Genomic DNA, 26,083 nt, shown 5'->3' with positions numbered 1-26,083 from the left:
AGGGAGCGCCCTCAATTTTCAAGCGATGTGTGGCTGGCTTAGAAGCCCATGCCACCCATGCCGCCCATGCCACCCATGTCGGGTGCGGCCGGTGCTGCGGAGTCCTTCTTGGGAAGCTCGGCAACCATGGCCTCGGTGGTGACGAGCAGGCCGGCAACCGAAGCCGCATCCTGCAGCGCCGTGCGCACAACCTTCATCGGATCGACGATGCCCATGGAGATCATGTCGCCATACTCGCCGGTCTGGGCGTTGTAGCCGAAGGTGACACCCTCGTTCTCGAGGATCTTGCCGGCAACGATGGAAGCCTCGGCGCCAGCATTCGTGGCGATCTGGCGAACCGGAGCCTGAACGGCGCGGCGGATGATGTTGATGCCGGCGTCCTGGTCGGCATTGTCGCCCTTCGCCTTGATCTGGGCGGAAGCGCGCAGCAGAGCCGTACCACCACCGGGCACGATGCCTTCTTCAACAGCGGCGCGGGTTGCATTGAGCGCGTCGTCGACGCGGTCCTTGCGCTCCTTCACCTCGACCTCGGTGGAACCACCGACGCGGATCACGGCAACGCCGCCAGCGAGCTTCGCAAGGCGCTCCTGCAGCTTCTCGCGGTCGTAATCGGAAGAGGTCTCTTCGATCTGCTGCTTGATCTGCGCAACGCGGCCCTCGATCTCGGACTTCTGGCCGGCACCGTCGACAATGGTGGTGTTCTCTTTGGTGATGGACACCTTCTTTGCACGGCCCAGCATGTCGAGCGTGACATTCTCAAGCTTGATGCCGAGGTCCTCGGAGATGACCTGGCCGCCGGTGAGGATCGCGATGTCCTCGAGCATGGCCTTGCGGCGGTCGCCAAAGCCCGGAGCCTTGACGGCAGCGATCTTCAGGCCACCGCGCAGCTTGTTGACGACGAGCGTGGCCAGAGCCTCGCCTTCCACATCTTCGGCGATGATGAGGAGCGGCTTGGAGGACTGAACGACCGATTCCAGAACCGGCAGCATGGCCTGCAGGTTGGAGAGCTTCTTCTCGTGGAGCAGGATGTATGCATCCTCGAGCTCGGCAACCATTTTCTCCGGGTTCGTCACGAAGTACGGGGAGAGGTAGCCGCGGTCGAACTGCATGCCCTCGACCACTTCAAGCTCGGTCTCGGCGGTCTTGGCTTCCTCGACGGTGATGACACCCTCGTTGCCGACCTTCTGCATGGCCTCGGCGATCATCTCGCCGATTTCCTTCTCGCCATTGGCGGAGATGGTGCCAACCTGTGCGACTTCTGCGGAGGTGTTGATCTTCTTCGTGGAAGAAGAAAGGTATTCGACGACGTCGGCAACAGCCTTGTCGATACCGCGCTTCAGATCCATCGGGTTCATGCCGGCGGCAACTGCCTTGGCGCCTTCCTGAACGATGGCCTGGGCCAGAACCGTGGCGGTCGTGGTGCCGTCACCGGCGATGTCGTTGGTCTTGGAAGCGACCTCGCGCACCATCTGTGCGCCCATGTTCTCGAACTTGTCCTCAAGCTCGATTTCCTTGGCAACGGTCACGCCGTCCTTGGTGATGCGCGGTGCGCCGAAGGACTTGTCGATGACGACGTTGCGGCCTTTCGGGCCGAGGGTCACCTTCACCGCATCGGCGAGGATGTTCACACCCTTGAGCATGCGCTCACGCGCGTCGCGGGAGAATTTTACGTCTTTTGCAGCCATATTTCTCTAGCTCCTGAGTTTCTTTAGAAACCCTGTTACCGTTTCGTGTGTGGCGTGGATTAGCCGATAACGCCCATGATGTCGGATTCCTTCATGATCAGGAGATCCTCACCATTGAGCTTGACTTCGGTGCCCGACCACTTGCCGAAGAGCACGCGGTCGCCAGCCTTGACGTCCAGCGGGACGAGCTTGCCGGCCTCATCGCGTGCGCCGGAACCGACAGCTACGATTTCGCCTTCCTGCGGCTTCTCCTTGGCGGTGTCGGGAATGATGATGCCACCTGCCGTCTTTTCTTCAGACTCGACCCGGCGGACGACCACACGGTCATGAAGCGGGCGAAAGTTCGTGTTGGCCATGTTCTCTGAACCCTTGATTCGGATGATGAATTAGGCTTTTCCTCCGTCCGGCGGATGCCGGACCTCGTGTTAGCACTCCCGAATGGAGAGTGCTAACACCGTATTCAGATAGTAAGCGTCCAGATACGAGTCAAGAATTTCGTGTCCGTGACGGGACACATTTTTTGCGCATTGGCAGAGAGCCAGCGCCGCGCGGGTGTAGCGCGTTCCTCAAACGGGTCTGCGAAACGCGTTTCGCTCGCGTTCAACCTCTGCGCGGCAGGCACACCCCTCAATGTGGTCGTTGACCAGACCCATGGCCTGCATGAAGGCATATACGGTGGTGGGGCCGACAAAAGACCAGCCTCGCTTCTTCAGGTCTTTGGAAAGGCGCGTTGAGGTTTCCGTCGTCGGATTGGCGATCAGTGTCCTGTAGTCGACAGGGTCAGGTCGCTCATGCGGCTGTGGTTCGAAACGCCAGAAATAGCGCGCCAGTGACCCTTCACTTTCGCAGAGTTCAATTGCACGGCGTGCGTTGTTGATGGTCGAGCGTATCTTGCCGCCATGGCGCACTATGCCGGCATTGCCGAGAAGCCGCTCGACATCGGTATCCGTGTATCGGGCCACACGTTCGAAATCGAAACCGTCGAACGCTTCGCGAAAGTTCTCGCGCTTGCGCAGGATCGTCAGCCAGGAAAGGCCAGCCTGGAAGCCCTCGAGGCAGATCTTCTCGAAGAGACGATGATTGTCGCTGACCGGGCGGCCCCATTCCGTGTCGTGATAATGCAGATAATCCGTCAGAACACCCGGCCAGAAGCAGCGGGTCCTTCCATCTTGTCCGAGGATCAGGCCCGTCTTTTCATCACTCATTTGTGTAGAACCTTATGGTTAATGTAAGATCAGCCCGGTTTAGCGATCTGTTGACCAGATTTTTGAACGTAGCAGTAACCACGCCAATTGGTTTTGCCGAAACATCGCATTTTATGAAAGTGGATTCACCTTTCGCTTGCTCCTTCGAGTCAGCATCCTGACAAGGACAGGCGCGTTCCATGCGTTTGCCTGCAGCCGCCAACGGCTTTTCCCAAAGACGATTGGCAAACACTATCAATGACGAATGGTAGAAAGAAATTTGTCATGAAGTCGATGATGCTCGCGGTCAGCCTTTTCGCCGCGCTACTTATTTCCTGGGGGGCACAGGCCCAGGATCGTTATGTGGAGCCTCCGCCGGTTCAGGTCAGTCCTGACCTTTCAGCGCCCTGGGTGATGCAACTGCGTCGCAAGCCTGTCAGGGCCCAGCCACGCGCTCACCAGGCCGGTCAGTACAGATCCTATCAACGCGCACGCAATGCCCGAGCTCACATCACGGCGCGACGCGATTATCAGGCACGCCGTCAGCAGACGTTCGAGGCCATGCAGAATGCGCGAAATGGCGAACAGACGCAGCAGCCGCAGCAGGTTGCCTATGCGCCCCGCCTCAGCGAGCGCAGCTGGCGCATGAACGATCCCAAATGGCTGCCGCAGATTGTCGATTACAAGACAAAACGCGCTCCCGGGTCGATCATTGTGGATACCGAACAGCGCTTTCTGTATCTGGTCATGAAGGGCGGCAAGGCGAAACGCTATGGCGTCGGTGTCGGCAAGGAAGGTTTCGGCTGGACCGGAACGGAAAAAGTGTCACGCAAACGCGAATGGCCCGACTGGCGTCCGCCTGCAGAAATGATCGCCCGTGAAAAAGCGAATGGGCGCATTCTCCCCGTGCACATGAAGGGCGGGCCAGCCAATCCATTGGGAGCACGCGCCCTGTACCTGGGGACGACGCTCTATCGCATCCATGGCACCAACGCGCCTCATACCATCGGACGAGCGGTTTCTTCGGGCTGTATCCGCATGCGCAATGAAGATGTGATCGATCTCTACAATCGCGTCCCGGTCGGCGCCACAGTGGTGGTGAAGTGACCGGATGAGCGGGGGATGCCTGGCAAGGGGACTGCCGGGTGTTTGGAAAAGGGCGATGCTTGGGGGAGCATCGCCCTTTTTCTCATTCCGCGGCGGCCATCGAAGGCGCCGGCCGTCTTTCGGTTGCCACTGTATCGGGCAGAGCGGCAGGCCTCGGCCCCCCGAAGGGCCCAGTCGAGAAGCTCTACCGTATGCACGATCGGGGTATCCGTTCCCGAGCCGATCTGGGTCATGCAGCCGATATTGCCGGTCGCTATGAGCGACGCCTCAGTGGCCTCGATGTTCTTCACCTTGCGGTCGCGCAGGCGCTGGGCGATCTCCGGCTGGAGAATGTTGTAGGTGCCGGCTGAGCCGCAGCACAGATGCCCCTCGCGCGGTTCGCGCACCACAAAGCCGGCCCTGCGCAACAGTTCGCGCGGTTCGCGGCTGATCTTCTGGCCGTGCTGCATGGAACAGGCAGAGTGATAGGCAACGGGTATGCCCGGTTCTACAACCGGCTCCGGCAGGTCTAGCGTCGCAAGATACTCGGTGATGTCCCTGGCAAGTGCAGCCACCCGGGCCGCCTTTTCGGCATAGTCGGGGTCAAGCCGCAGCATGTGGCCATAATCCTTGACCGTGGTGCCGCATCCCGAGGCGGTGATGACGATGGCGTCCAGCCCACCCTTCTCGATCTCGCACATCCAGGCATCCACATTGCGCCGTGCAGCCGCCAGCGCGGCGTCTTCCTTGCCCATATGGTGCACCAGCGCGCCGCAGCAGCCTTCGCCCTGCGGGTTCTGCACGGTTTCAACTCCGAGCCGAGCAAGAAGCCGAACCGTCGCGGCATTGATGCCCGGGTCGAGCACGGATTGGGCACACCCCGTCAGCAGCGCGACACGCCCGCGTTTGGCTCCCGCAAGGTTTACGCGCTCGTCTGCCGTATGGGGCAGGTTTGCAGGGGCGAGGTCGAGCATGGCCGCAACAGGGCGCAGGGCCGGAATTTTGTGGAACAGGCCCCCAAAGGGCCGCCCAAGACGCGCGAGTTTCAGGGCTGCGCGAAATCGGGCAGGATAGGGCAGAACCTGTGCGAGAACCGAGCGCGTCAGCCGGTCGAGCAGCGGCCTGCGATAGGTCTTTTCGATATGCGCGCGGGCGTGATCGACGAGATGCATGTAGTTCACGCCCGAGGGGCAGGTGGTCATGCAGGCGAGGCAGGAAAGGCAGCGGTCGACATGGGTGACAATCTCCCGGTCGGCCGGTCTGCCGTTTTCCAGCATGTCCTTGATGAGATAAATGCGCCCGCGCGGGCTGTCGAGCTCGTTGCCGAGCGTGACATAGGTCGGGCAGGTGGCCGTGCAGAAGCCGCAATGCACGCATTTGCGCAGGATCGATTCCGCCTCCGCAATCTGCGGATCGGAAAGCTGCTCTTGAGTGAAATTGGTCTGCACGGCGCTCCCTTTAGATCAGCCAGCTTTGCGGGTTCTTGATAGGCTCTCTGCGACCGACGGCCTGCAGACCGATCACGCAACGCACAACCGCCCAGATTGCCACCGCAATCATTAGCAGGAAGCCGATGCCAACGATCATCAACAACGCGGAAATGAAGCCGAACAAAAGGCCGATCCAGAAGGTGCGAATGGCCCAGACATAATGGGTTTCAACCCATCCGCTTGCCTTGCCGCGATTGATGTAGGCAAGCACGATGCCCACCAGGGCCGAAATGCCGATGACGAATCCAACGAGATACAGAATATAGATGACCTGAATATTGGTCGGCCCGGGCTCAAGCCAGCCGTCCGTCTTTTGAACATCATCGCCTTTTTCGTGTATGTCACTCATGTGTTTCCCTCCATTGTTTCCGCGGCAATCTATCACGGCTTCATGTGAATGCCATGCGTCCCGGATTGAGGATGTTTTGAGGATCGAACTGCTCTTTCAGGCGGGCGGAAAGGGCGGCAAGAGCGGCAGGCTGCGGCTCGAAAACCGGCGTTCGTGACCGCTCGGCAAGCGGTGCGCGCACCAGTGTCGCGTGCCCGCCTCCTAGATGAGCGATCATCTTTCGAAGAATTTCTGCTTCAGGGTCTGCTTCCATCCGCATCCAGATGAGTCCCCCCTGCCAGTCGTAAAAGACATTGGCGCCGGCCGCCCGGCGAAAGGCATCGACCAGTTCGTGCCCGCGCGACGGCGTGACCGAGACGCGCCACACCGGTGCCGGCGTGCCGTCGGCAAAGGGGTGACAGTCGCGGATTTCGCGCCACAGGCGGCGGGAGGTATCCTGCTCTAGCGTCTCGACTGTTCCATGGCCGGCCAGAAGTCGCGACAGAAGATCGATCCGGTAGGCGACGGAAGGTCCGAACCCTTCCACGCGCAATACGGTCTGCCCACCACCGGAAAATCCGCCATCGATGAAGCGCCCCACCACACCTTCGGGCAGGTGCGCGGCACCCGATACCTCCGCGCTCGATCCCATGGCGATGGCCATGGCCTGCGTTGCCGCCGCATCGTCCAGACCCGCTATGCAAAGAGTGGTTTCGGTTTCTGCTGCCGGCAGCACTTTCATGGTGATGTCGGTCGTCACCGCCAGCGTGCCCCAGGACCCGGCAAGCCCCTTGGAAAGGTCGTAGCCGGTCACGTTCTTCACAACGCGCCCACCCGACTTGAACCCTTCGCCACGACCTGAGACAGCGTGAACACCAAGCACATGGTCGCGCGCCGCACCCGCTTTCAGGCGGCGTGGGCCCGAGAGATTGGCCGCAAGCAGCCCGCCCAGCGTGCCGCGTCCGGCCTCGCCACCCAGAAGCGGGCCGTAATCCATCGGTTCGAAAGCGAGTTCCTGATTGTGCGCGCGCAGTGCTGCCTCGATCTCGGCAACCGGCGTGCCCGCGCGAGCCGACAGCACCAGCTCTTCCGGTTCATAAAGCGTGATGCCGGAAAGCTGCGAGAGATCGAGCGTGTGCCCGGTCTGCAAAGGCTGGCCGATGCCGCGCTTGGAGCCGTGACCGAGAACTTCGAGCGGCGCTTCCTCGGCAACGGCCCACTGGATGATCTCCAGAACCTCTTCGGCACTCTTGGGCAGGAATTCGGTCACGATGGATCACTCATGCAAAAGCTCAGGCAGGAAAGGGGGCGAAAGGCGCGCTCAAAACCGCTCCAGCTCAGGAAACGGCACCTGGCCGCGATGGATGTGCATGCGGCCAAGCTCGGCACAGCGATGCAGTTGCGGGAATACCTTGCCGGGATTGAGCAAATGGTTCGGGTCAAAGGCGCATTTGACGCGGATCTGCTGGTTCAGATCGTCTTCGGTGAACATTTCAGGCATCAGGTCGCGCTTTTCCACGCCCACACCATGTTCGCCGGTCAGAACGCCGCCCACCTCGACGCACAGACGCAGAATGTCGGCACCGAAATCTTCGGCTTTCTCCAGCTCGCCCGGCTTGTTTGCATCATAAAGAATGAGCGGATGGAGATTGCCGTCGCCCGCATGAAACACATTGGCGACGCGCAGCCCGTATTTCTCCGAAAGCGCGCGCATGCCCGCCAGAACCCGCGGCAATTGCTTGCGCGGGATCGTGCCATCCATGCAGTAATAGTCGGGCGAAATGCGTCCCACGGCGGGAAAGGCGGCCTTGCGCCCGGCCCAGAACACGGCGCGTTCTTCGTCCGATGTCGAGGCGCGGCTGGTGGTCGCGCCGTTCACTCTGGCAATCGTCTCCACCCGATCGATCAGGTGATCGACCTCGGCCTGCGGCCCGTCCAGTTCAACGATCAGCAGCGCTTCCACGTCGAGTGGGTAGCCGGCGTGGACAAAGTCTTCTGCGGCGCGGATGGCCGGCCCGTCCATCATTTCCATGCCGCCTGGAATGATGCCGGCCCCGATGATCTCCGCCACGCACTGACCCGCTTCCTCGCTCGATGGAAAGCCGATCAGAAGCGCGCGCGCCGTTTCGGGCTTCTGCAGAATGCGCACCGTCACCTCGGTCACGACGCCGAGCAGGCCTTCCGAGCCAGTCATCAGGCCAAGCAGGTCATAGCCCTCCGCATCCAGATGCCTGCCGCCGAGCCGGATCACGTCGCCATTCATCAGCACCATCTCGACGCCCAGAACATTGTTGGCGGTGAGCCCGTATTTCAGGCAATGCACGCCGCCCGAATTTTCCGCCACATTGCCGCCGATGGAGCAGGCGATCTGCGAGGAGGGATCCGGCGCATAATAAAAGCCCTCCTGCTCTACTGCGTGGGTGATGCCCAGATTGGTGACGCCGGGCTGAGCGACGACGGCCCGGTTCGGGTAATCGATGTCGAGAATGCGGTTGAAGCGGCTCATCACCAGAAGAACGGCATCTTCAAGCGGCAGCGCACCACCGGAAAGCGACGTGCCCGAGCCGCGCGGCACGACGCGGATATCGCGCTCATGGCAATATTTCAGAATGCGCGAGACTTGAGCCGTCGTTTCCGGCAACACCACCACGAGCGGCATCTGGCGATAGGCAGTCAGCCCGTCGCTCTCGAAGGCGCGCATTTCGTTTTCCGTGTCCACCACGCCTTCACCGGGCACGATGATACGCATGTCGGCCACGATTTCGGCGCGCTTCTTCAGGGTTGCCGCATTGGCCTGCGGCATTTTCAGGCCGGACATCAGAACTCCCTTACTGGTTCAATCTATTTACCAGTGTCTTCGTGGTTCTGTAAATGCTGCTTGGAAAGCGGGCCTGCGTCAATCCGCCTCGGTGCCGATGCTGGCGTCTTCGCGGGCGTGGTGGCGGCGGATGCGGCGCACGAGAATCCAGATGCACAAGACGGCAACGGGCACGGCAGCGGCGGTAATCGCCTCGCTCGACAGGCCGGGCAGGGCGGGTTTTGCACCCTTGGCCACATAGCCCACCAGTCCCACCACATAATAGGAGATCGCGGCCACGGAGAGCCCCTCCACAGTCTGTTGCAGGCGAAGCTGCAGCTGCGCGCGGCGGTTCATGGAGGCGAGCAGGTCGCGGTTCTGCCGTTCCACTTCCACATCCACCCAGCTTCGAAGCAGGTTTGCCGCACGTGTCAGCTTGCGCGAGAGGTTGGCCTGGCGCTCTTCCACCGAGCGGCAGGTGCGCATGGCGGGTGCCACGCGGCGCTGCAGGAAGGCTGCCCAGGTCTCATAGCCGGCCATCGGCGCTTCGTTCAGCATCTCCAGTCGCTCTTCAACGATCCCGTGATAGGCGCGGCTTGCACCAAAACGATAGAGGCTGGCGGCGGCGTCAGCCTCCAGATCGGCGGCCAGCTCCGTCAATTCGCTCAGTAGCGCGTGGCTATCGTGTTTCTCGCGCTGGCGCATGCGAGCGGTGAGGGCCGCGAGCTGGTCCTCCATGCGGCGCAGGCGCGGCGAAAGCGATTGCGCCAGCGGCAGGCCCAACATGGCCAGCGTGCGGTAGGTTTCGATGTCGATCAGGCGCTGCGAGAGCGCGCCGATACGGGCCGGGGCCAGATCCTTTTCAAGGATGAGCATGCGGGTCAGTCCGTCGCCATCCTGCCGGAAATCGGTTGCAACGGCGGCGCGTCCGCCTTCCACAATCGAATAGCCGAGGCTCGCCGGATCGAACGCGCCGACCAGCTTTTCCGTCGTGCTCGTCCATTTGCGGATCTCCACACGCGTGCCGGAAATTGCAGTACCCGGCGGACTGAAACCGTTGCCGAAGGGCGATTCTTCCAGCGGCTTGCTAGTCCGGGACGAGATCGGGCAATCCCATTGATAGCTCGAAAATTCCGTATGGCGTTCCCAGCGCAGTGTGCCCTTGCCCCACTTCATTGTGTGGTGGCGTGCATTTGTCTGTGGCGGAGCGACGCCGAGCCTGCGCGACAGATCGGCGAGAACGGCCTGATCCACTGCAGAGCCGCCCTCGGTCATGAAAGAGAGCTGGATGATGAGGCGCGGCGCCTCCAGCAGTGCGTGCGGGCGCGCATGCACCTCGCCCAGGGCGCCCGCACGGCCATCATGGGCCGGAAACCCAAGGACGCTGCCGGTCACCAATCTTGCGAGAGACGTTTCCTCGGTCTTGTCTGCGTCGGTTGCGACAAGCAGTTCCCCGTTTTTCTGGTTCATTGTGCCTTGCCGTCTGCATCAGTATGGAGCTCATCCAAGTATGCTATTGGCTTTGTACAAGGCGCAATGCGCGCTCGCGATTGTCTGATGGTTCGATTATTGGGCAAAGAAATTGACCAGTTAAGCCTCGTCGCGTTAATCTCAACTCTCATTCAGACGTTTCAACGATGGGAACGGCAAGGGCCGGTGGAAGCAGTTTTTTCCAGAATAGAGCATGCCCGCACGGCGCACGGCGTTGTCCGGCAGATCGAGACGCTGATCCTCGAAGGCGTTCTGCGCGATGGCGACCGGCTGCCCGGTGAGCGCGATCTTGCGCGCCAGCTCGATGTGTCGCGCCCGATCCTGCGTGAGGCGTTGAAGATGCTTGAAGAGCGCGGACTGATCACCACCCGCCATGGCGGCGGAACCTATGTGGCCGATATCATAGGGCAGGTGTTTACAAAGCCCGTGCGCGAGCTTATCGCCACGCACCGTAAGGCAACTGCCGATTATCTGGAATATCGCCGCGAGATGGAGGCCGTCGCCGCCGAGTTTGCGGCAAGGCGCGCAACGCCGGAAGATCGGGTTCTGCTCAACGGTATCATGTCGCGGATGGACGAGGCCCATTCCGCAGAGGACTTTGAGGCGGAAGCGGCGTGCGACGTGGAGTTTCACAATGCCGTGGGTGAGTGCGCGCACAACATCGTGCTGCTGCACACGCTGCGCGCCTGTTATCGGCTTCTCGCCGATGGCGTCTTTCTCAACCGCGCCCGCATCTACGAACTGCCCGACGCGCGCGACACGCTCCTTGCCCAGCATCGCGCCATTCATGATGCAATCGCCGCTGGCGACCCCGAAGCGGCCCGGGCGGCTGCGATTGCCCATATCGATTTCGTCGAAAAGGCCACCTTTCACGCCGAACGCACGGATGACTGGCAGCGCATCTCGCGCCTGCGGCTGCATCAGCGTGGTGGGGAGGCCATGCCACAATGAGCGAGCGAACCGGCTCTGCCGAGAATTACAAGCCAGCGAAAGAAGATCCGTTGAAAGAAGAAAGCACCTCACCCAAGCGCGTCGGCCTTTTTGTCACCTGCCTGGTGGATCTTTTCCGGCCGAGCGTCGGGTTTGCCGCCGTCAAGCTTCTGGAAGAGGCAGGTTGCACCGTCGAGGTGCCCATGGCGCAGACCTGCTGCGGGCAACCGGCCTACAATTCCGGTGACCGGGAAGATGCCGCGGCCATAGCGCGCCAGACCATCGAGGCCCTTCGAGGATTTCGATTATGTCGTCGCGCCATCGGGCTCCTGCGCCGGCATGCTCAAAAAACACTACCCGTCGCTTCTCAAGGGCACACCCCACGAGGCGAGGGCGGAAGCCTTTTCCGGCCGCGTGCACGAGTTGGTGAGCTTTCTGGTCGATGTGCTCGGCGTCAGGCAAGTGCCGGCCCGTCACGAGGGCAGCGTCACCTATCACGATTCCTGCTCGGGCCTGCGTGAGCTCGGCATTCAAAAACAGCCACGCGCGCTCCTGTCTTCGGTGGAGGGGCTGGAGCTCAAGGAAATGCAGAATTCCGATGTCTGCTGCGGTTTCGGCGGCACGTTCTGCGTAAAGTATCCCGATATCTCCAACAAAATCGTCGAGGAAAAGACGGCCAGCATCGAGGCTGCCGGGGCGGGCACATTGCTTGCGGGTGATCTCGGTTGTCTCATGAACATGGCTGGCAAGCTGCATCGGCAGGGCAGCAAGGTTGAGGTTCGCCATGTGGCCGAGGTTCTGGCCGGCATGACCGACAAGCCGGCGATCGGCGGGGGAGGACGCTGATGGAAATCCAGTCTCCGCAATTCAAGCAGAAGGCGCGCAAGGCGATAGCCGACGAGCAGTTGCAGCGCGCCATGGGCAAGGCGAAGATCGGCTTCGTCGGCAAGCGAAAAAAGGCGGTCGACGCGCTGCCGGAATTCGATGATCTTCGCTCTTCGGCCCGCGCGATCAAGGATCACACGCTCGAACATCTCGATCTTTATCTGGAAGCCTATGAGCGCAAGGTCATTGCTTCGGGCGGCCAGGTGCACTGGGCCGAGACGGCCGAGGATGCACGCCAGGCGGTTCTCAGCATCTGCCGCGCGGCCGGCGCACGAACCGTCACCAAGGGCAAGTCGATGATCACCGAGGAGATCGCGCTCAACGATTTCCTCGAGAAGGAAGGCGTGCGCCCGGTCGAGACCGATCTCGGCGAATACATCATCCAGTTGCGTGGCGAGCATCCAAGCCACATCATCGGCCCGGCCCTGCATCTCAACAAGGAGCAGGTGGAAGAGGATTTCCGCCGCGTTCACACCGAGCTCCCGGCCGGGCGCGATCTCTCGCAGCCCGAGTCTCTCCTGGGCGAGGCGCGACAGATCCTGCGCCCGCAGTATTTTCAGGCGGATGTGGGCATCACCGGCGCAAACTTTCTGGTGGCCGAAACCGGCACCTCCATCATTGTCACCAATGAAGGAAATGGCGATCTCACACAGACGCTGCCGCGCATTCATATCGTCGTCGCCTCCATCGAGAAGGTGGTGCCGACGCTGGAGGACGCGAGCCAGATCCTGCGCGTTCTCGCCCGTTCGGCCACGGGCCAGGACATGAGCGTCTACACGACGTTTTCCACCGGCCCGCGCCGGCCCGGCGATCCCGACGGGCCGGACGAGTATCACGTCATCCTGCTCGACAATGGTCGCTCATCCATGCTTGGCACGGAGTTCCACGAGATGCTGCGGTGCATCCGCTGCGGCGCATGCATGAACCACTGTCCCGTCTATCACGCGGTCGGCGGCCACGCTTATGGCTGGGTCTATCCGGGGCCGATGGGCTCGGTGCTCACGCCCTCGCTGGTCGGTGTCGACAAGGCGGGGCACCTGCCCAATGCCTCCACCTTCTGCGGGCGCTGCGAATCCGTTTGCCCCATGCAGATCCCGCTGCCGCGCATGATGCGCCACTGGCGCGAGCGCGAGTTTGAACGCGGGCTCAACCCGGCGACGCAGCGTTTTGGCCTCGGCTTCTGGGCCTTCTTCGCCCGCCGACCAGGGCTCTACCGTCTTGCCACATCCATGGCGATCCCGACCCTTTCGGGTCTCGCCGGGCGCAGGCGATGGTTCCGTTCGCTGCCCTTTGCGGGAGGCTGGACGCGGCACCGCGATCTGCCGGCGCCGGAAAGCCGCACTTTCATGCAGCAATGGCGCGACCGTGAAGCTGCAAAGCAGGGAGGGCGCGCATCATGAGCACGCGCGAGGCCATTCTTGGCAAGCTGCGGGCGGCAGCGTCCGTTTCCACGAAAGATGCTGCAAGGCGCGAAGCTGTCGAAAAGCGCCTTGCAAAGCCGCCGCGCGGACTTATTCCGGCGCGCGGGCAGGTGGAGGGCGAGGAACGCGTCGCTCTGTTCTGTCGCATGGCCGAGGCCGTCACGGCCACGGTCGAGCGGGTGAAAAAGTCAGATGATGTGCCACAAGCCGTGACCCATTATCTGCGCTCGAAGAACCTGGCCCCTTCCGTTCGCATGGGCGACGACAAACGGCTGAAGCGCATGGACTGGGCGAGCCAGAAATCGCTTGAGGTGAAGCTTGGACGAACTGAACCGGCAGACGAGGTCGGTGTGAGCCACGCTTTCGCCGCCGTCGCGGAAACGGGCACGGTCGCCCTGCCATCGGGCAAGGACAATCCGACCACGGTAAACTTCGTGCCCGATCACCACATCATCGTCATTGACGCGAAAGACATTGCCGGCGATCTTGAGACGGTGATTTCGCGCCTCAGGCGCAAATATGGCAGAGGTGACATGCCAAGACTGCTGAACCTCATTACCGGTCCATCGCGCTCAGGCGACATCGAGCAGACCATGCTGCTCGGCGCGCATGGGCCGCGCGCGCTGCATCTCATCGTTGTCGACGGGTGAGGAATGGCCGTCGGGGTCTCATATGATGAGGCTTCGACGCCCCATGGCCTGCGCCTTTACGCGGTCGGCGACATTCACGGCCGGCACGATCTGCTGGCCGCAATGCATGCGCGGATCATGGAGGAAATCCTTCATGACCGCCCCGCTGACTGGCGTATCATCTATCTGGGCGACTATGTCGATCGCGGTGCCAATTCACGTGGCGTGATCGAGTATCTCGCCGGGCAGCGCGAGCGCGGCCCGCGTGTCATTGCGCTTGCCGGCAATCATGATCTGGGCTTTCTCGACTTCCTCTCCAACCCAGACCCGTTCGGCCTGTTCGCCTGCAATGGTGGTTTCGAGACGGCGTTATCCTATGGTGTCGAAATCGATCTGACATCACGCGAGAAAATGATGCCGGGCCATGCCGCATTGGTTCGCGCCGTGCCGCAGCGCCACAGGGCGTTTCTGGCCACGCTGCCTTATTCGGTCTCGTTCGGCGATTTCTTCTTCTGCCACGCGGGCATTCGCCCCGGCTTAACCCTCGAAGCCCAGTCGGCGGACGATCTAATCTGGATCAGACGCGAGTTCCACGCATTCGAGGGGCTTCATCCCAAAGTGATCGTGCATGGCCATACGCCTGTGCGAGCGCCGGAACTCCGTAAGAACCGCGTGAACCTCGACACCGGCGCATGGCACAGTGGCCGCTTGACGGCGCTCAGGATGGAAGGACTGGAAAAGCGATTGATCGAGGTTGCCTGCTGACGGCGGGCGACCTGATGCAGAAAGCCGGTCTCTACTCGATGGCGGCGGAGATGCCGTAACCATCCACGGTATGGTGGTCGCCTGCAGCACCTGCTGAAAGCAACCGCGCGCCAATCAGCGTGAACGCAGAAACAGTGATAAGAAACACGACAGTTGCACGCCCGATTGTCATCCGGCCCTAATCCCCTTGATAGTCTGTAACCGCAGCTCCCCGCGCTGCGCAGGCTGCAATAAACACAAACAGCTTAAGATTGAAACAACTTATACGCCAATACCCACATCGTTTATGACAGACGCCCAAAAAGGTGGAGATTTCCATGCCTCTGCAGAATCGCGTCGATCCGTTCGGTCAGCCTGCTGCAACTCAGGCGCGCGGACTGTTCACTGGAAATCGGGGCGTTGTTCACGATCCCGACACCAAAACGCTCTTGCGTCGCCGCTGGACGACCAGAGCCTGGATCATCTGCGCCTGCGCGTTCAGGGGGCGCCGGCGTGAGGTCATGGGCCGGAATAGTCCGACAGGCGGAACAGGATGGACGGAACTCTTCTTTCTCGACGAGGTGACAGCCCTTGCTGCGGGACATCGGCCCTGTTTCTTCTGCCGTCGCGAGGCGGCAGTGGAGTTTCTGACCTGCGTGCGCGCAGCGAAGAGAAACCAGGCATTGAAGGCCTCCGACGTTGACGCCATTCTCCATGGCCAAAGGCTGGCATCCTCGGGCAGAATACAAATGATCGCGACCGAAACGTTGCCGGATCTTCCCGACGGGGCCATGATTGCTTGTGGAGAGAGAGCTTACGCGCTGCGTGACGGAACACTTCATGCATGGCACTTTGAGGGCTACGGAGGCACCCTTTCACCGGAATTGATCCCGTCTGTTGTTCAACTGCTGACACCGCCCCTGACCGTTCTGGCGCTGCGCGAGGGGTATTCCCCGGTCTGGCACGCGAGCATCGCCTCTTGACGCCGCAAGATTGATCCACCATCAGACCGGCATGCGTGCGAACTATAAACTGCAGCGGCTGTTCATCGATGCCGCCCTTGCTCTCGGTGCCGAGGTGGAAACCAGCCGGGAACAGGCTCACTATCTAACCAATGTCCTTCGCATGCGCGAAGGCAACGAAGTGCTCGTCTTCAACGGGCGCGATGGCGAATGGCATGCCGAGCTGATCGACGCCAGCCGCAAGGCGATGCGTCTGCACATGACCAGTCAGGCCCGCCCCCAGACCCCTCAACCCGATCTGCTCTACTGCTTTGCCCCGTTGAAAAAGGGCCGTCTCGATTATCTCGTGCAAAAGGCTGTCGAAATGGGCGCAGGGCGTCTGCAACCCGTCATCACCCAGCACACGCAGGTGGCAAAGCCCGGCACCCAGCGGCTCGAGGCCAATGTCATGGAGGCCGCCGAACAGTGCGGCATTCTGGCCGTGCCGGAGGTCCTCGAACCGGTGAAGCTTGATCGCCTTCTGACCGATTGGGAGCCCGATCGTCGCCTGATTTTCTGCGATGAGGATGCCGCGACCAACAATCCCATGCAGGCGCTATCGGCGGTGCACGAGAAGAAACTGGCGCTTCTGGTTGGCCCGGAGGGCGGGTTTTCCGAGTCCGAGCGCGCGCAGCTGCGTGCCTTGCCATTCGTGACGCCCATTCCGCTCGGGCCCCGCATCCTGCGGGCCGACACGGCAGCCGTGGCCGCTCTCGCTGTCATTCAGGCAAGCGTGGGGGACTGGCATTGAGGTTTTCACATCAAGTTTGGTTGACGCTCCAATCAGCAATTCTTACTTGAACCGAATTGTTTGCATGACCATCAGTAGCTGATGGTTTGCTCTGGCATTTTGCAGTCACGTGGCATCAGGTGGCGTTCGCATAAATGCGGATTTTGGATGCAGGTCGCTCCTGGAGGACGTACATGGCCCGTGACACCACCGACAATCGGCCGATCGAGCGGGTCGAAGAACTTGCCGCCGACCTCGCCAAAGGCTGTAAGCCCAAGGAAATGTGGCGCATCGGCACCGAGCACGAGAAATTCCCTTTCTATGTCGATGGTAATCGGCCGGTTCCCTATGAAGGCGAACGTGGCATCAAGGCGGTGCTGGAGGGCATGCAGCGGATTCTCGGTTGGGACGCCATAGAGGACGACGGCCACATCATCGGCCTGGTCGAGCCGACGGGGCAGGGCGCCATCTCGCTGGAGCCGGGCGGCCAGTTCGAACTTTCCGGCGCGCCACTGGAAACGCTCCATCAGACCTGCCGCGAAGGCAATGCCCATCTGGCGCAGTTGCGCGAGATCGCCGAGCCGCTGGGTATTCGCTTTCTGGGTCTCGGTGGAAGCCCCAAATGGTCGCTGGCCGAAACGCCGCAAATGCCGAAATCGCGCTACAGGATCATGACGGCCCTACATGCCGAAGGTCGGTACGCAGGGCCTCGACATGATGTATCGCACCTGCACGATCCAGGTGAATCTCGACTTCGAGACCGAAGCCGATATGCGCCGCAAGATGCAGGTGGCGCAGCGCCTGCAGCCGCTCTCCACCGCGCTCTTCGCCAATTCCCCGTTCACGGAAGGGCGGCTCAACGGTCTCCAGTCCTGGCGTGGCGATATCTGGCGTGACACGGACAACCAGCGTGCCGGTCTTCTGCCCTTCGTCTTCACCGAGCGCTTCGGCTTTGCCGATTACGTGGAATGGGCGCTCGATGTGCCGATGTACTTCATCCTTCGTGACGGGCGCTATCACGACTGCACACACATCACCTTCCGCCAGTTCATGGAAGGAGCCCTCAAGGACGAGGTCACCGACGGCCTGCCGACCATTGGCGACTGGTCGAACCATCTTTCCACGCTCTTTCCCGATGTGCGTCTCAAGCGTTTTCTGGAAATGCGCGGCGCCGATGGCGGCCCGTGGCGGCGCATCTGTGCGCTGCCGGCTTTCTGGGTGGGGCTGCTCTATGATCAGACCGCACTCGATGCCGCTCACGACCTCACCTCCGACTGGTCCTTCGAGGAGGTCGATGCCATGCGCAATGTCGTGCCGAAAGTGGGGCTCGCCACGCGGTTCCGCAATCACGACCTGCGTGACATTGCCCGCGAGGTTCTGGCCATTTCGCGCAAGGGGCTTTCCGCCCGCAGGCGTCTCAATGCGGAAGGCTATGACGAGGCAAGCTTCCTGAGCCCGCTCGACGAGATCGTCGCGCGCGGCACAACGAGCGCGGAAGAACTGGCGAATGCTTTCAACACCCGCTGGGACAGGTCGATCGAGCCGGTGTTCCTCGAACAGGCCTATTAGGCATCCGCCCCCGGTCGTTCGTTCAAGGGAACGAAGACAAAGCGGATTTGTCGGGTTATCTTTCTGAAGCAAAGGTCCGATATCTTCTCGGCGACGATTGAATGAAGGAGAATGCCCATGCTTCCGCTGTTCGAGATGCTCAACAATGCCGGTGAGGGGCAGGGCGTGGACAGGATTGCCAGGCAGTTCGGCATATCCCCGGAACAGGCGCAGGAAGCCATGGAAGCCTTGCTTCCCGCATTCAGCCAGGGTCTGAAGCGAAACGTCTCCGATCCTCACGGCGCTGGCAGTTTTCTCGGGGCGCTCGCCTCCGGCCAGCACGCAAAATATTTCGAGGATGCCGCCAACGCTTTCTCGCCGCAGGGTGTGGAAGAGGGGAACGGTATTCTTGGACATCTGTTCGGCTCCAAGGATGTGAGCCGTGCCGTGGCGAGCCATGCAGCACAGGCCACCGGGCTTGGTCAGGACATGCTCAAGCAGATGCTTCCCGTGCTCGCCTCCATGCTCATGGGCGGTCTCTTCAAACAGTCTACCGGTCAGATGCAGGGCGCGCAGCCGCATCAGGCGCAGGCTGGCAGCGGTGGCATGCTCGGTGACCTCATGGAGCAGATGATGCGCCAGATGGGGCAGCAGCAATCCGGCGCTCAGCCGCGTGGGCGAGCCCCTTCCGGCATGAGCCCGTCCGATAATCCGCTCGGCCAGATCCTGGAAGGCATGTTCGGTGGCGGAGGTTCCGCCGGGCGTGCTGCGCCCTCGGGCGGGCAGGGCAACAATCCGCTGGGGGATATCTTCGACCAGTTCCTGCGCGGCGGGCAGGGTGCTGGGCAATCGGAACCGCAGAGCGGTCGCGCGCCGCAACCCGAACCGGAAACCAATCCGAGTGGTCGCCCCCGCAATCCCTATGACGATCTGTTCGGCCAGATGTTCGAGACCGGTCGCAAGACGCGTGATGACTATGAGCGCGGCGTGGAAAACATCTTCGAGCAGTTCCGTCAGGGAATGGAACGCCGCCGATAGCGCTTTGCGCCACAGCCGTTTTCCTGTTGTGCAAGGCGGATCCCGTTCTTTTCCCGATCCGGCGCGCGCGTTAGGTTTGCACGATCTTCAGGGAGACGAACCGAGATGTATTGCCCACCCGCCTTTCGAGAGGAAGAGCTGCCCGCGCTTCATGATCTGATGCGGGCGGCGCGGCTTGCCAATGTCGTGACATCCGGTACGAATGGGCTCCATGCCAGCCCGCTTCCCCTGTTTCTCGACGAAACGGAGGGGCGTTACGGCACACTCTATGGCCATCTTGCCCGCGCCAATGAGCAGTGGAAGGATACGCCGACGGGCGAGGCGCTTGCAATTTTCATGGGCCCCGACGCCTATGTCACCCCATCCTGGTATGCCTCCAAGAAAGAGCACGGAAAGGTGGTTCCCACCTGGAACTACACTGTGGTTCAGGCGCGCGGGCCGATCGAATTCTTCGAGGATGAGGGCCGGCTTCGTGGCGTGGTGGAACGTTTGACCTCTCTGCATGAAGCGGGCCGCACGGAAGTCTGGTCGGTTTCCGATGCGCCTGAAAGGTTCATCAAGGGGCAGTTGCGCGGGATTGTCGGGCTGCGCCTTCCCATCACGAGCCTTGAGGGCAAGCGCAAGATGAGCCAGAATCGCAGTGCCGCCGACAGGGGCCGGCGTGGCGGACGGGTTGGCCAGGAGCGCAAACCCGGTGGAAAGAGCCGCGGCGATACAGATACCGCAGGATTGAGCCGCTCGCGCTGTCAGGGTGAGACCCCTTGCCGCGTCAGGCCCGCATTCGCTCCGTTTTGATTGACTCGGCGCATCCATGCTCCTATAAGCCCGGCCACGCTTGGGCCTTGCGTCCGGCGGCGCGTTCTCGTGCCTTCGGACCAGCCCGAAAAGCAAAGCTCCTGTTCATTGAAACAGAATTAAGAAGGGCCGCACTCCGCGGTATTAAAACAAATGAAGCGTACATATCAGCCTTCCAAGATCGTTCGTAAACGTCGGCACGGTTTCCGTGCACGCATGGCAACCAAGGGCGGCCGTCGCGTGATCGCGGCCCGCCGCAATCGCGGCCGCAAGCGGCTGTCCGCATAAGGTTTGGAGGCGAGGCCGGAAAGATGACGGACCGGCCAGCCGTCCCACCCCCGGCGCGCCTCAAGAAACGCGCCGAGTTTCTGGCCGTCCGTCGCGGTGAAAAGCGACGCGGGCGGCTTTTTCTGCTGGAAGTGCTCGACCGTGGCGACAAAGACCCGCCACGACTGGGCATTACAGTCACGAAGAAAGTCGGCAACGCGGTGGTTCGAAACCGCGTGCGCCGGCGGCTCAAGGAAGCCTGCCGCCTTCACGCGGTGCACGACATGGCCGCCGGCAAGGATTATGTGATCGTGGCGCGGCGTTCTGTGCTTGACGCACCGTTCGCCTCCCTGAAAGACGAGCTTTCCCGTCGCATCGGAGAACCTGATGCCAGACGAGGGAAGGGCAAGGACATCGATGGATAACAATCGCAATTTTCTCATCACGATCGCGCTGTCCGTGTTGATCCTGACGCTTTGGCAGGTTTTCTACATGAACCCGCGCATCGAAGAGCAGCGCGAGGCCGTTCAGGTCGAAGAGCGACAGGCGGCGGAAACGGCCCCGGCCGGTACGGCTTCCAGCGGTGAGAACAGCGATATACCGACGCCGGCGAGTGGCGAAGGCTCGGTGCCCGGCACCGCCAGCCAGTCGGTCGCTCCGCTCGACCGGGCCGCAGCGATTGCCGGCAGCGAACGCGTCGCGGTCGAGACGCCCCGCATCTCAGGATCGATCAATCTGAGGGGCGCGCGTCTCGATGACCTGCTGCTCAAGGATTACCGGGTGACCGTCGAGAAGGATTCTCCCAATATTCAGCTCCTCAACCCCTCGACCGGCCCTGACGGTTATTATGTCGAGACAGGCTATGTCGGCGGTGAGGCGGCCGGAACGCTGCCCGGTCCTTCGACCGAATGGACGCTTGCCGAAGGCGAGACGCTCACCCCGTCGACCCCCGTCACACTGTCCTTTACCAACGAAAAGGGCCTGACCTTCAAGCGCACCTTCTCGGTGGACGAAAACTACATGTTCACCGTGTCCGACACGGTGGAAAACGCTTCCGGCGCTCCCGTGGCGCTGCGCAATTACGGGCGCACGACCCGTATCGGCACGCCCAAGACCTCGGGCATCTACATCCTGCATGAAGGCCTGATTGGCGTGACCGGCGAGGAAGGCCTGCAGGAAATCGACTATTCGGATGTCGAAGAGGAAAAGCGGATCACGCCGGCGAAATCCTCTGACGGCTGGCTGGGCATCACCGATAAATACTGGGCGGTGACCATGGTCCCGCAGAATGGCCGCGAATTCCAGCCGCGCTACACATATTCGGGTGATGGCAAGCCGCGCTACCAGGCCGACTATCTGACCGACGAGATCACGGTTGCCGATGGCGCTTCCGCCACCAGCGAATTGATGGTTTTCGCCGGTGCCAAGGAGGTCAATGTTGTCGACGCCTATGAAGACGACCGCGGCATCCGCCAGTTCGAGCTTCTGATCGACTGGGGCTGGTTCTACTTCATCACCAAGCCGATGTTCTATCTCATCGACTGGCTCTTCAAGCTGCTTGGCAATTTCGGCGTCGCCATCCTTGCCACCACGGTTGTGGTCAAACTCATCTTCTTCCCGCTCGCCAACAAGTCCTACAAGTCCATGGCGAACATGAAGAAGGTTCAGCCTGCCATGATGGAAATCCGCGAGAAATACGCGGATGACAAGATGAAGCAGCAGCAGGCGATGATGGAGCTCTACAAGAAAGAGAAGATCAATCCGCTGGCCGGCTGCTGGCCGATCCTGATCCAGATCCCGGTGTTCTTCTCACTCTACAAGGTGCTCTACGTCACCATCGAGATGCGTCATGCGCCGTTCTTCGGCTGGATCCAGGATCTCTCGGCTCCCGATCCAACCTCGATATTCAACCTTTTCGGTCTGTTGCCCTATGACGTGCCGGCCTTCCTGCTGATTGGCGTCTGGCCGCTGATCATGGGCGTCACCATGTTCCTGCAGATGCGCATGAACCCGACACCGCCCGACCCCACCCAGGCGATGATCTTCAACTGGATGCCGGTGATCTTCACCTTCATGCTGGCCACGTTCCCGGCCGGGCTGGTGATCTACTGGGCCTGGAACAACTTCCTGTCCATCGTCCAGCAGGGCGTGATCATGAAGCGCCAGGGCGCCAAGATCGAGCTCTGGGACAATCTGGCTGGTCTGTTCAAGAAAAAGCCGAAACCGGCTGAATAAGCTGAAATGCTCCAAAAGCCCCGGTTCGTCCGGGGCTTTTTTTTGCCTGCGGCCGTTTTCTCAGTTAGAAGAGCGAACGCACTCAGGGAGAGACCTCGATGATCAACTAAGGGGACCGCGAAGAGACCGCCGCCGTGACTTCAGGTCCGGTCCGTTTCCGCATTTCGGAGGCGGTGGAATGTTCCCTTATTCTGATCAAGGAGGTCCTCATGCACGGGCCCGATCCCGCCACGCCATACCCCATGGCTGGCTTTCCCCGCACCGTTTTTCTCAAGAACGTCGTCACCCGTTCGAACATCGAGGTTGGCGATTTCTCCTATTATGACGATCCCAACGGTGCCGAACGTTTCGAGGACAACAATGTTCTTTATCACTTTGATTTTCTCGGCGACCGGCTTCTGATCGGAAATTTCGCCGCCATTGCCGAAGGGGCAACCTTCGTCATGAATGGTGCAAATCACACAATGTCGGGCTTCTCCACCTTCCCATTCAATATTTTTGGAAATGGCTGGGAAAACGGGTTCGATGCGAAAACTTATCTCGAGCATGGCCGGGGCGACACCATGGTCGGTAATGACGTCTGGATCGGCCGCGAGGCGCAGGTGATGCCCGGCGTCACCATCGGTGACGGGGCGGTCATAGGATCGCGCGCTGTCGTGGCTTCAGACATCCCGCCCTACGCCGTCGCGGTCGGCAATCCGGCGCGCGTCCTGCGCGTACGCTTTGACCCGGAGGTCGTCGAAACGCTACTCGGGATTGCCTGGTGGAACTGGCCCGTAGAGAAAATCAGCCGCAACCTTGAAGCCATTCGCGGGGCAGATCTTCAGGCGCTCAGGACAGCCTGCTGAACCCCATCGGCAGTTTCGGCATTAAACTTGACTTTTTTGGTAAAGTATTGTGTCTGTGCCTCTGGCCACCTTGTTTCGAAAGGTGGCCGGCAGCCGGGAGGTAAGTGCCATGATGCATTTGAGCCCTATTGAAGACTTCGCGTCCCACCATGCCCGTGATGCGTCAGAGCTGTCGTGGTACCGTGGCAAGCTTTTGCGTGTCGAGCGTTTGCGTTCCAAGGTCCAGGCGGCAAAGCGCGCCGCCGCTGAAAGTCTTGCCCGTGCCAATGACGCGCCCGATCCGCATGACAGCACCAACACGATATTCGTGGCCCTGTTCGATGCGCACTGTCGGGATCGCGAAGTACTTTTCGAAACAATGCGTGAGTTCGACCAGGCTTGTGGCGATCTGCACACGCTGGCGGCTGGCATGCAGATCGCAGATGCCTTTGCACGCAGGCCCCTGCACCCAGAAGGAAGGATAGGCCGTTACCAATGGACGGGTTCGAACGTCGCCGGGAAGAGGCGGAAGCGTATCTGAAACTTCAGATCATGAAAGAAATGAGCGAGGTGATGCGTCGCACTGGCCTCCCTCCCATGATCGTGATGCGCGAAGCGGTGCGCGCCATCGGATTCATTTATCGGGAGACGGCCGCAGCGCATCAGGAACCGGAGTTCTGCCCCTGCGGCTGGCGTCCCCAGGAAGCATCGGATCTGGATTATCTAGGACAGGCACTGCGAGACACACATCGCGGCCCACGCCGCCCGGATCTCGGCAAAATGTCGATGCTGGGCACCGCCTGAGCCTTCTCTAGACGCTCTTTCGGCAAGTCTCCGGTTGACAAATGCCGTATCAGTCTTGATGCCGTCATCTGTACACCAATGGAGATGATGGCGTGAACGCAACACGGGATGGCGCAGCCGCCGGAAGAGCGCAGATAGATCGCGGAATTTTCCTGCGACCGTGGGTGTTCCTGCGGGGCGCTCCTGCCATGAAATTCCTGCCGCCCGAGGGGCCGCCCGAGGTGGCGTTTGCAGGGCGGTCGAATGTGGGGAAATCCTCATTGATCAACGCGCTGATTGCGCAGCGTGGACTGGCCCGCACGTCCAACACTCCGGGCCGCACGCAGGAGCTGAACTTCTTCGTTCCCGACGGCTACTCCGGCGCCGATGGTGATCTGCCGCCCATGGCCATCATCGACATGCCCGGCTACGGTTTTGCCAAGGCCCCCAAGGCGCAGGTCGACGCGTGGACCGAAATGGTGTTCGATTATCTTCGTGGACGCGTCACGCTGAAGCGTGTCTTCCTGCTGATCGATTCGCGCCACGGCATCAAGACAAACGACGAGGAGGTAATGGACCTGCTCGACAAGGCTGCGGTTTCTTATCAGGTGGTCCTCACCAAGATCGACAAGATCAAGCCGCCGGCAGTGGCAAAGCTGCTCGCCACCACCGAGGCTCAGCTTAAGAAGCGTGCCGCCGCCTTTCCTCAGATTGTCGCAACCTCATCGGAGAAAGGGCATGGCATGGACGATCTGCGCGATGCAATCGCTCGCGCCGTCACAGGGGGGTGAGTTCCGGCGTTTCAGCTCGGCATGGTTGGTCCGGGCCTGAAGGTCATGGCAACGCCATTGATGCAGTGGCGCTTTCCGGTCGGCGGCGGGCCGTCGTCGAAGATATGACCCAGATGACCGCCGCAGCGCCGGCAATGGCACTCGGTGCGCGTCATGAACAGTGAATTGTCGGGCTTGGTACCGATGGCATTCGGAAGGGCCTCCCAAAAGCTCGGCCAACCGGTTCCCGAATCATATTTCACCTCGGATGAATAAAGAGGCAGATCGCAGCCGGCACAGTGGAAAAGGCCCTCGCGCTTCTCATTGTTGAGCGGGCTGGTGAATGCGCGTTCAGTCGCTTCCTCTCGCAATACCGCGAATTGCTCTTCGGTCAGGATGGAGCGCCATTCCTCATCGGTTTTTGTAATCTCGAAGCTGTCAGCCATCGCGCTGCCTGCGCGACGGTTGCCGAGAATGAAAGCACTTCCGGTCAATGCCGCAAGGGCGCCGGCCGAGCCAAACAGGAAATTGCGGCGTATCATTGAATAGCTCCTCTGCGCTGTCGGTGCGCCTGCTTTATCCGGCGAACCATATGTCGGAAGATCCTTCACTACAAAGTCAAGTCACTGTGAGGTGCAGGGGGCGGCGATGCGCCGCCCCCCGCGGTTCCGGGAGCCCCACCGGAACCTGTTAGCTCTTGGGCAGAAGCACGGTGTCGATAGCGTGGATCACGCCGTTCGACTGGTCCACATCGGCAATGGTCACTGTTGCCACATTGCCGTTCTCGTCTGTCAGCGTGATGTTGTCGCCGTCCATTTTCGCATCCAGCGTGCAACCGCCCACGGTCTCCAGCGCATGAGTTCCGCCATCATCGGCAATCATCTTGCCAATGGCATCGGACATCGCGTCTGCCGCCACAACATGGCAGGTCAGTACCGTGGTAAGGGTTTCCTTGTTCTCGGGCTTCAAAAGCGTGTCGACGGTGCCTTCAGGCAGCTTCTCAAAGGCCGCATTTGTGGGCGCGAACACGGTGAAGGGACCTTCGCCGGAAAGCGTTTCAACAAGCCCTGCCGCTTTCACAGCAGCGACCAGCGTGGTGTGGTCCTTCGAGTTGAGCGCGTTTTCGACGATGTTCTTGTCGGCATACATGGCCGCGCTGCCAACCATCGGATTTTCGGCAAGGGCCGCTCCGGTGACGGCAAGAGCAAATGAGCCGGCGATCAGGGGGGCTGTGAACTTACGCATGTTTAACTCCTCGGGTTCGTTTGTCAGGACCGCCTTGATGGCAGGTGCGTCTGAGAGAACATGAGGAGTTACGGGCGCGGGCTCCAATCGGATCAGAAACGCGCAATTTTTTTCGAAATGCGTTTTCAGATACTGCAAGAACCGGGGGCACCTTCAGGATGGCCAGTGAGGCCG

The 26,083-nt window shown here is 61.0% G+C and carries 25 protein-coding genes and 4 pseudogenes; 17 read left to right on the top strand and 12 right to left on the bottom strand.

Features of this window, described 5'->3' with window-relative positions:
• Window positions 1-38: 38 nt before the first annotated feature.
• From groL to AB2N04_RS17350, 3 genes are all read right to left on the bottom strand, one after another.
• Entirely contained in the window at window positions 39-1,685 is a 1,647-nt protein-coding gene (gene groL / locus AB2N04_RS17360; protein ID WP_367715863.1) for a chaperonin GroEL, read from the bottom strand.
• Window positions 1,686-1,744: 59 nt separating this feature from the next.
• Window positions 1,745-2,041 (bottom strand): co-chaperone GroES, encoded by a 297-nt coding sequence (gene groES, locus AB2N04_RS17355; RefSeq protein WP_007009707.1) that lies wholly within the window; start codon window positions 2,039-2,041, stop codon window positions 1,745-1,747.
• Window positions 2,042-2,251: 210 nt separating this feature from the next.
• A complete protein-coding gene (locus AB2N04_RS17350; RefSeq protein WP_367715862.1) occupies window positions 2,252-2,890 on the bottom strand; it encodes a DNA-3-methyladenine glycosylase I in 639 nt (212 codons plus the stop codon).
• A gap of 264 nt (window positions 2,891-3,154) precedes the next feature.
• Between AB2N04_RS17350 and AB2N04_RS17345 the strand changes: the two genes are divergently transcribed.
• Window positions 3,155-3,976, top strand: coding sequence for a L,D-transpeptidase (locus tag AB2N04_RS17345; RefSeq protein ID WP_367715861.1), 822 nt, complete (start codon window positions 3,155-3,157; stop codon window positions 3,974-3,976).
• An 82-nt stretch (window positions 3,977-4,058) separates the two neighbouring features.
• On the opposite strand, the pseudogene glcF reads toward AB2N04_RS17345, so the two are convergent.
• The 5 genes and pseudogenes from glcF to AB2N04_RS17320 all read right to left on the bottom strand — a co-directional run bounded on the left by glcF (window position 4,059) and on the right by AB2N04_RS17320 (window position 10,040).
• A pseudogene (glcF, locus tag AB2N04_RS17340) lies at window positions 4,059-5,403 on the bottom strand (glycolate oxidase subunit GlcF).
• 10 nt (window positions 5,404-5,413) lie between these two features.
• Entirely contained in the window at window positions 5,414-5,794 is a 381-nt protein-coding gene (locus tag AB2N04_RS17335) for a DUF4870 family protein (RefSeq protein ID WP_367715860.1), read from the bottom strand.
• A 40-nt stretch (window positions 5,795-5,834) separates the two neighbouring features.
• A complete protein-coding gene (gene glcE / locus AB2N04_RS17330; RefSeq protein ID WP_367715858.1) occupies window positions 5,835-7,043 on the bottom strand; it encodes a glycolate oxidase subunit GlcE in 1,209 nt (402 codons plus the stop codon).
• Between the two features lie 51 nt (window positions 7,044-7,094).
• Complete coding sequence (locus tag AB2N04_RS17325; RefSeq protein ID WP_367715856.1) at window positions 7,095-8,591, bottom strand: FAD-linked oxidase C-terminal domain-containing protein; 1,497 nt, start codon at window positions 8,589-8,591, stop codon at window positions 7,095-7,097.
• Window positions 8,592-8,669: 78 nt separating this feature from the next.
• The gene (locus AB2N04_RS17320; RefSeq protein ID WP_367715854.1) at window positions 8,670-10,040 is read right to left on the bottom strand and encodes a DUF3422 family protein; all 1,371 of its coding nucleotides are present in this window, start codon (window positions 10,038-10,040) and stop codon (window positions 8,670-8,672) included.
• A 186-nt stretch (window positions 10,041-10,226) separates the two neighbouring features.
• Here AB2N04_RS17320 and AB2N04_RS17315 point away from each other — a divergent pair, with 186 nt between their 5' ends.
• The 5 genes and pseudogenes from AB2N04_RS17315 (at window position 10,227) to AB2N04_RS17295 (ending at window position 14,691) form a co-directional block, all read left to right on the top strand.
• Window positions 10,227-11,012 carry a FadR/GntR family transcriptional regulator gene (locus AB2N04_RS17315; RefSeq protein WP_367715852.1) on the top strand — a complete coding sequence of 262 codons (786 nt, stop codon included), beginning with the start codon at window positions 10,227-10,229 and terminating at the stop codon, window positions 11,010-11,012.
• 50 nt (window positions 11,013-11,062) lie between these two features.
• Window positions 11,063-11,837, top strand: a pseudogene (locus AB2N04_RS17310) ((Fe-S)-binding protein).
• Complete coding sequence (locus AB2N04_RS17305; protein ID WP_367715850.1) at window positions 11,837-13,276, top strand: LutB/LldF family L-lactate oxidation iron-sulfur protein; 1,440 nt, start codon at window positions 11,837-11,839, stop codon at window positions 13,274-13,276. Before AB2N04_RS17310 ends, AB2N04_RS17305 begins: the two are co-directional and overlap by 1 nt.
• Window positions 13,273-13,947 carry a lactate utilization protein C gene (locus AB2N04_RS17300; protein WP_367715849.1) on the top strand — a complete coding sequence of 225 codons (675 nt, stop codon included), beginning with the start codon at window positions 13,273-13,275 and terminating at the stop codon, window positions 13,945-13,947. The genes AB2N04_RS17305 and AB2N04_RS17300 overlap by 4 nt, the downstream gene beginning before the upstream one ends.
• Before the next feature lie 3 nt (window positions 13,948-13,950).
• Window positions 13,951-14,691, top strand: a complete 741-nt coding sequence (locus AB2N04_RS17295; protein WP_367715847.1) for a metallophosphoesterase family protein — start codon at window positions 13,951-13,953, stop codon at window positions 14,689-14,691.
• Window positions 14,692-14,722: 31 nt separating this feature from the next.
• On the opposite strand, the gene AB2N04_RS17290 is transcribed toward AB2N04_RS17295, so the two are convergent.
• Complete coding sequence (locus AB2N04_RS17290; protein ID WP_367715845.1) at window positions 14,723-14,863, bottom strand: hypothetical protein; 141 nt, start codon at window positions 14,861-14,863, stop codon at window positions 14,723-14,725.
• Between the two features lie 145 nt (window positions 14,864-15,008).
• Between AB2N04_RS17290 and AB2N04_RS17285 the strand changes: the two genes are divergently transcribed.
• The 9 genes and pseudogenes from AB2N04_RS17285 to AB2N04_RS17245 all read left to right on the top strand — a co-directional run bounded on the left by AB2N04_RS17285 (window position 15,009) and on the right by AB2N04_RS17245 (window position 23,132).
• The gene (locus AB2N04_RS17285) at window positions 15,009-15,653 is read left to right on the top strand and encodes a hypothetical protein (protein ID WP_367715844.1); all 645 of its coding nucleotides are present in this window, start codon (window positions 15,009-15,011) and stop codon (window positions 15,651-15,653) included.
• 31 nt (window positions 15,654-15,684) lie between these two features.
• The gene (locus AB2N04_RS17280; protein ID WP_367715843.1) at window positions 15,685-16,422 is read left to right on the top strand and encodes a 16S rRNA (uracil(1498)-N(3))-methyltransferase; all 738 of its coding nucleotides are present in this window, start codon (window positions 15,685-15,687) and stop codon (window positions 16,420-16,422) included.
• Window positions 16,423-16,595: 173 nt separating this feature from the next.
• Window positions 16,596-17,970: pseudogene (locus tag AB2N04_RS17275) on the top strand (glutamate--cysteine ligase).
• A gap of 117 nt (window positions 17,971-18,087) precedes the next feature.
• Window positions 18,088-18,987: a DUF937 domain-containing protein gene (locus tag AB2N04_RS17270; RefSeq protein WP_367715841.1), complete on the top strand. Its 900-nt coding sequence runs from the start codon at window positions 18,088-18,090 to the stop codon at window positions 18,985-18,987.
• Between the two features lie 105 nt (window positions 18,988-19,092).
• A pseudogene (locus tag AB2N04_RS17265) lies at window positions 19,093-19,720 on the top strand (FMN-binding negative transcriptional regulator).
• Between the two features lie 215 nt (window positions 19,721-19,935).
• A complete protein-coding gene (rpmH, locus tag AB2N04_RS17260) occupies window positions 19,936-20,070 on the top strand; it encodes a 50S ribosomal protein L34 (protein WP_007009688.1) in 135 nt (44 codons plus the stop codon).
• 23 nt (window positions 20,071-20,093) lie between these two features.
• On the top strand, window positions 20,094-20,474 hold the full coding sequence (rnpA, locus tag AB2N04_RS17255) for a ribonuclease P protein component (protein ID WP_367715839.1): 381 nt from the start codon (window positions 20,094-20,096) through the stop codon (window positions 20,472-20,474).
• A complete protein-coding gene (gene yidC / locus AB2N04_RS17250; protein WP_367718847.1) occupies window positions 20,467-22,284 on the top strand; it encodes a membrane protein insertase YidC in 1,818 nt (605 codons plus the stop codon). The genes rnpA and yidC overlap by 8 nt, the downstream gene beginning before the upstream one ends.
• 209 nt (window positions 22,285-22,493) lie before the next feature.
• On the top strand, window positions 22,494-23,132 hold the full coding sequence (locus tag AB2N04_RS17245) for a CatB-related O-acetyltransferase (RefSeq protein ID WP_367715837.1): 639 nt from the start codon (window positions 22,494-22,496) through the stop codon (window positions 23,130-23,132).
• A gap of 163 nt (window positions 23,133-23,295) precedes the next feature.
• On the opposite strand, the gene AB2N04_RS17240 is transcribed toward AB2N04_RS17245, so the two are convergent.
• On the bottom strand, window positions 23,296-23,607 hold the full coding sequence (locus tag AB2N04_RS17240; RefSeq protein ID WP_367715835.1) for a hypothetical protein: 312 nt from the start codon (window positions 23,605-23,607) through the stop codon (window positions 23,296-23,298).
• Here AB2N04_RS17240 and AB2N04_RS17235 point away from each other — a divergent pair.
• A complete protein-coding gene (locus AB2N04_RS17235) occupies window positions 23,607-23,915 on the top strand; it encodes a hypothetical protein (protein ID WP_367715833.1) in 309 nt (102 codons plus the stop codon). The two genes, AB2N04_RS17240 and AB2N04_RS17235, sit on opposite strands and share 1 nt — an antisense overlap.
• 92 nt (window positions 23,916-24,007) lie before the next feature.
• Entirely contained in the window at window positions 24,008-24,685 is a 678-nt protein-coding gene (yihA, locus tag AB2N04_RS17230; protein WP_367715831.1) for a ribosome biogenesis GTP-binding protein YihA/YsxC, read from the top strand.
• Between the two features lie 11 nt (window positions 24,686-24,696).
• Here the strand turns inward: yihA and msrB are convergent, their stop codons facing one another.
• Window positions 24,697-25,206, bottom strand: coding sequence for a peptide-methionine (R)-S-oxide reductase MsrB (msrB, locus tag AB2N04_RS17225; RefSeq protein ID WP_367715830.1), 510 nt, complete (start codon window positions 25,204-25,206; stop codon window positions 24,697-24,699).
• Window positions 25,207-25,354: 148 nt separating this feature from the next.
• A complete protein-coding gene (locus tag AB2N04_RS17220; protein WP_367715828.1) occupies window positions 25,355-25,909 on the bottom strand; it encodes a fasciclin domain-containing protein in 555 nt (184 codons plus the stop codon).
• Window positions 25,910-26,083 lie beyond the last annotated feature (174 nt).

This window comes from Nitratireductor sp. GISD-1A_MAKvit (assembly GCF_040819555.1).
GTDB lineage: Bacteria > Pseudomonadota > Alphaproteobacteria > Rhizobiales > Rhizobiaceae > Nitratireductor.
Note: the sequence above shows the minus strand (reverse complement) of the source record. Positions and strands in the feature narration are given on the sequence as shown.

Bases quoted from the DNA above. Each gene is read 5' to 3' on its own strand.
- groES (WP_007009707.1), bottom strand. From the start codon at position 2,041: ATGGCCAACACGAACTTTCGCCCGCTTCATGACCGTGTGGTCGTCCGC.
- AB2N04_RS17320 (WP_367715854.1), bottom strand. From the start codon at position 10,040: ATGAACCAGAAAAACGGGGAACTGCTTGTCGCAACCGACGCAGACAAG.
- AB2N04_RS17345 (WP_367715861.1), top strand. From the start codon at position 3,155: ATGAAGTCGATGATGCTCGCGGTCAGCCTTTTCGCCGCGCTACTTATT.
- AB2N04_RS17300 (WP_367715849.1), top strand. From the start codon at position 13,273: ATGAGCACGCGCGAGGCCATTCTTGGCAAGCTGCGGGCGGCAGCGTCC.
- groL (WP_367715863.1), bottom strand. From the start codon at position 1,685: ATGGCTGCAAAAGACGTAAAATTCTCCCGCGACGCGCGTGAGCGCATG.
- AB2N04_RS17305 (WP_367715850.1), top strand. From the start codon at position 11,837: ATGGAAATCCAGTCTCCGCAATTCAAGCAGAAGGCGCGCAAGGCGATA.
- msrB (WP_367715830.1), bottom strand. From the start codon at position 25,206: ATGATACGCCGCAATTTCCTGTTTGGCTCGGCCGGCGCCCTTGCGGCA.
- rpmH (WP_007009688.1), top strand. From the start codon at position 19,936: ATGAAGCGTACATATCAGCCTTCCAAGATCGTTCGTAAACGTCGGCAC.
- AB2N04_RS17285 (WP_367715844.1), top strand. From the start codon at position 15,009: ATGCCTCTGCAGAATCGCGTCGATCCGTTCGGTCAGCCTGCTGCAACT.
- AB2N04_RS17245 (WP_367715837.1), top strand. From the start codon at position 22,494: ATGCACGGGCCCGATCCCGCCACGCCATACCCCATGGCTGGCTTTCCC.
- AB2N04_RS17295 (WP_367715847.1), top strand. From the start codon at position 13,951: ATGGCCGTCGGGGTCTCATATGATGAGGCTTCGACGCCCCATGGCCTG.
- AB2N04_RS17270 (WP_367715841.1), top strand. From the start codon at position 18,088: ATGCTTCCGCTGTTCGAGATGCTCAACAATGCCGGTGAGGGGCAGGGC.
- yidC (WP_367718847.1), top strand. From the start codon at position 20,467: ATGGATAACAATCGCAATTTTCTCATCACGATCGCGCTGTCCGTGTTG.
- AB2N04_RS17325 (WP_367715856.1), bottom strand. From the start codon at position 8,591: ATGTCCGGCCTGAAAATGCCGCAGGCCAATGCGGCAACCCTGAAGAAG.
- AB2N04_RS17350 (WP_367715862.1), bottom strand. From the start codon at position 2,890: ATGAGTGATGAAAAGACGGGCCTGATCCTCGGACAAGATGGAAGGACC.
- rnpA (WP_367715839.1), top strand. From the start codon at position 20,094: ATGACGGACCGGCCAGCCGTCCCACCCCCGGCGCGCCTCAAGAAACGC.
- AB2N04_RS17220 (WP_367715828.1), bottom strand. From the start codon at position 25,909: ATGCGTAAGTTCACAGCCCCCCTGATCGCCGGCTCATTTGCTCTTGCC.
- AB2N04_RS17235 (WP_367715833.1), top strand. From the start codon at position 23,607: ATGGACGGGTTCGAACGTCGCCGGGAAGAGGCGGAAGCGTATCTGAAA.
- AB2N04_RS17290 (WP_367715845.1), bottom strand. From the start codon at position 14,863: ATGACAATCGGGCGTGCAACTGTCGTGTTTCTTATCACTGTTTCTGCG.
- AB2N04_RS17335 (WP_367715860.1), bottom strand. From the start codon at position 5,794: ATGAGTGACATACACGAAAAAGGCGATGATGTTCAAAAGACGGACGGC.
- AB2N04_RS17280 (WP_367715843.1), top strand. From the start codon at position 15,685: ATGCGTGCGAACTATAAACTGCAGCGGCTGTTCATCGATGCCGCCCTT.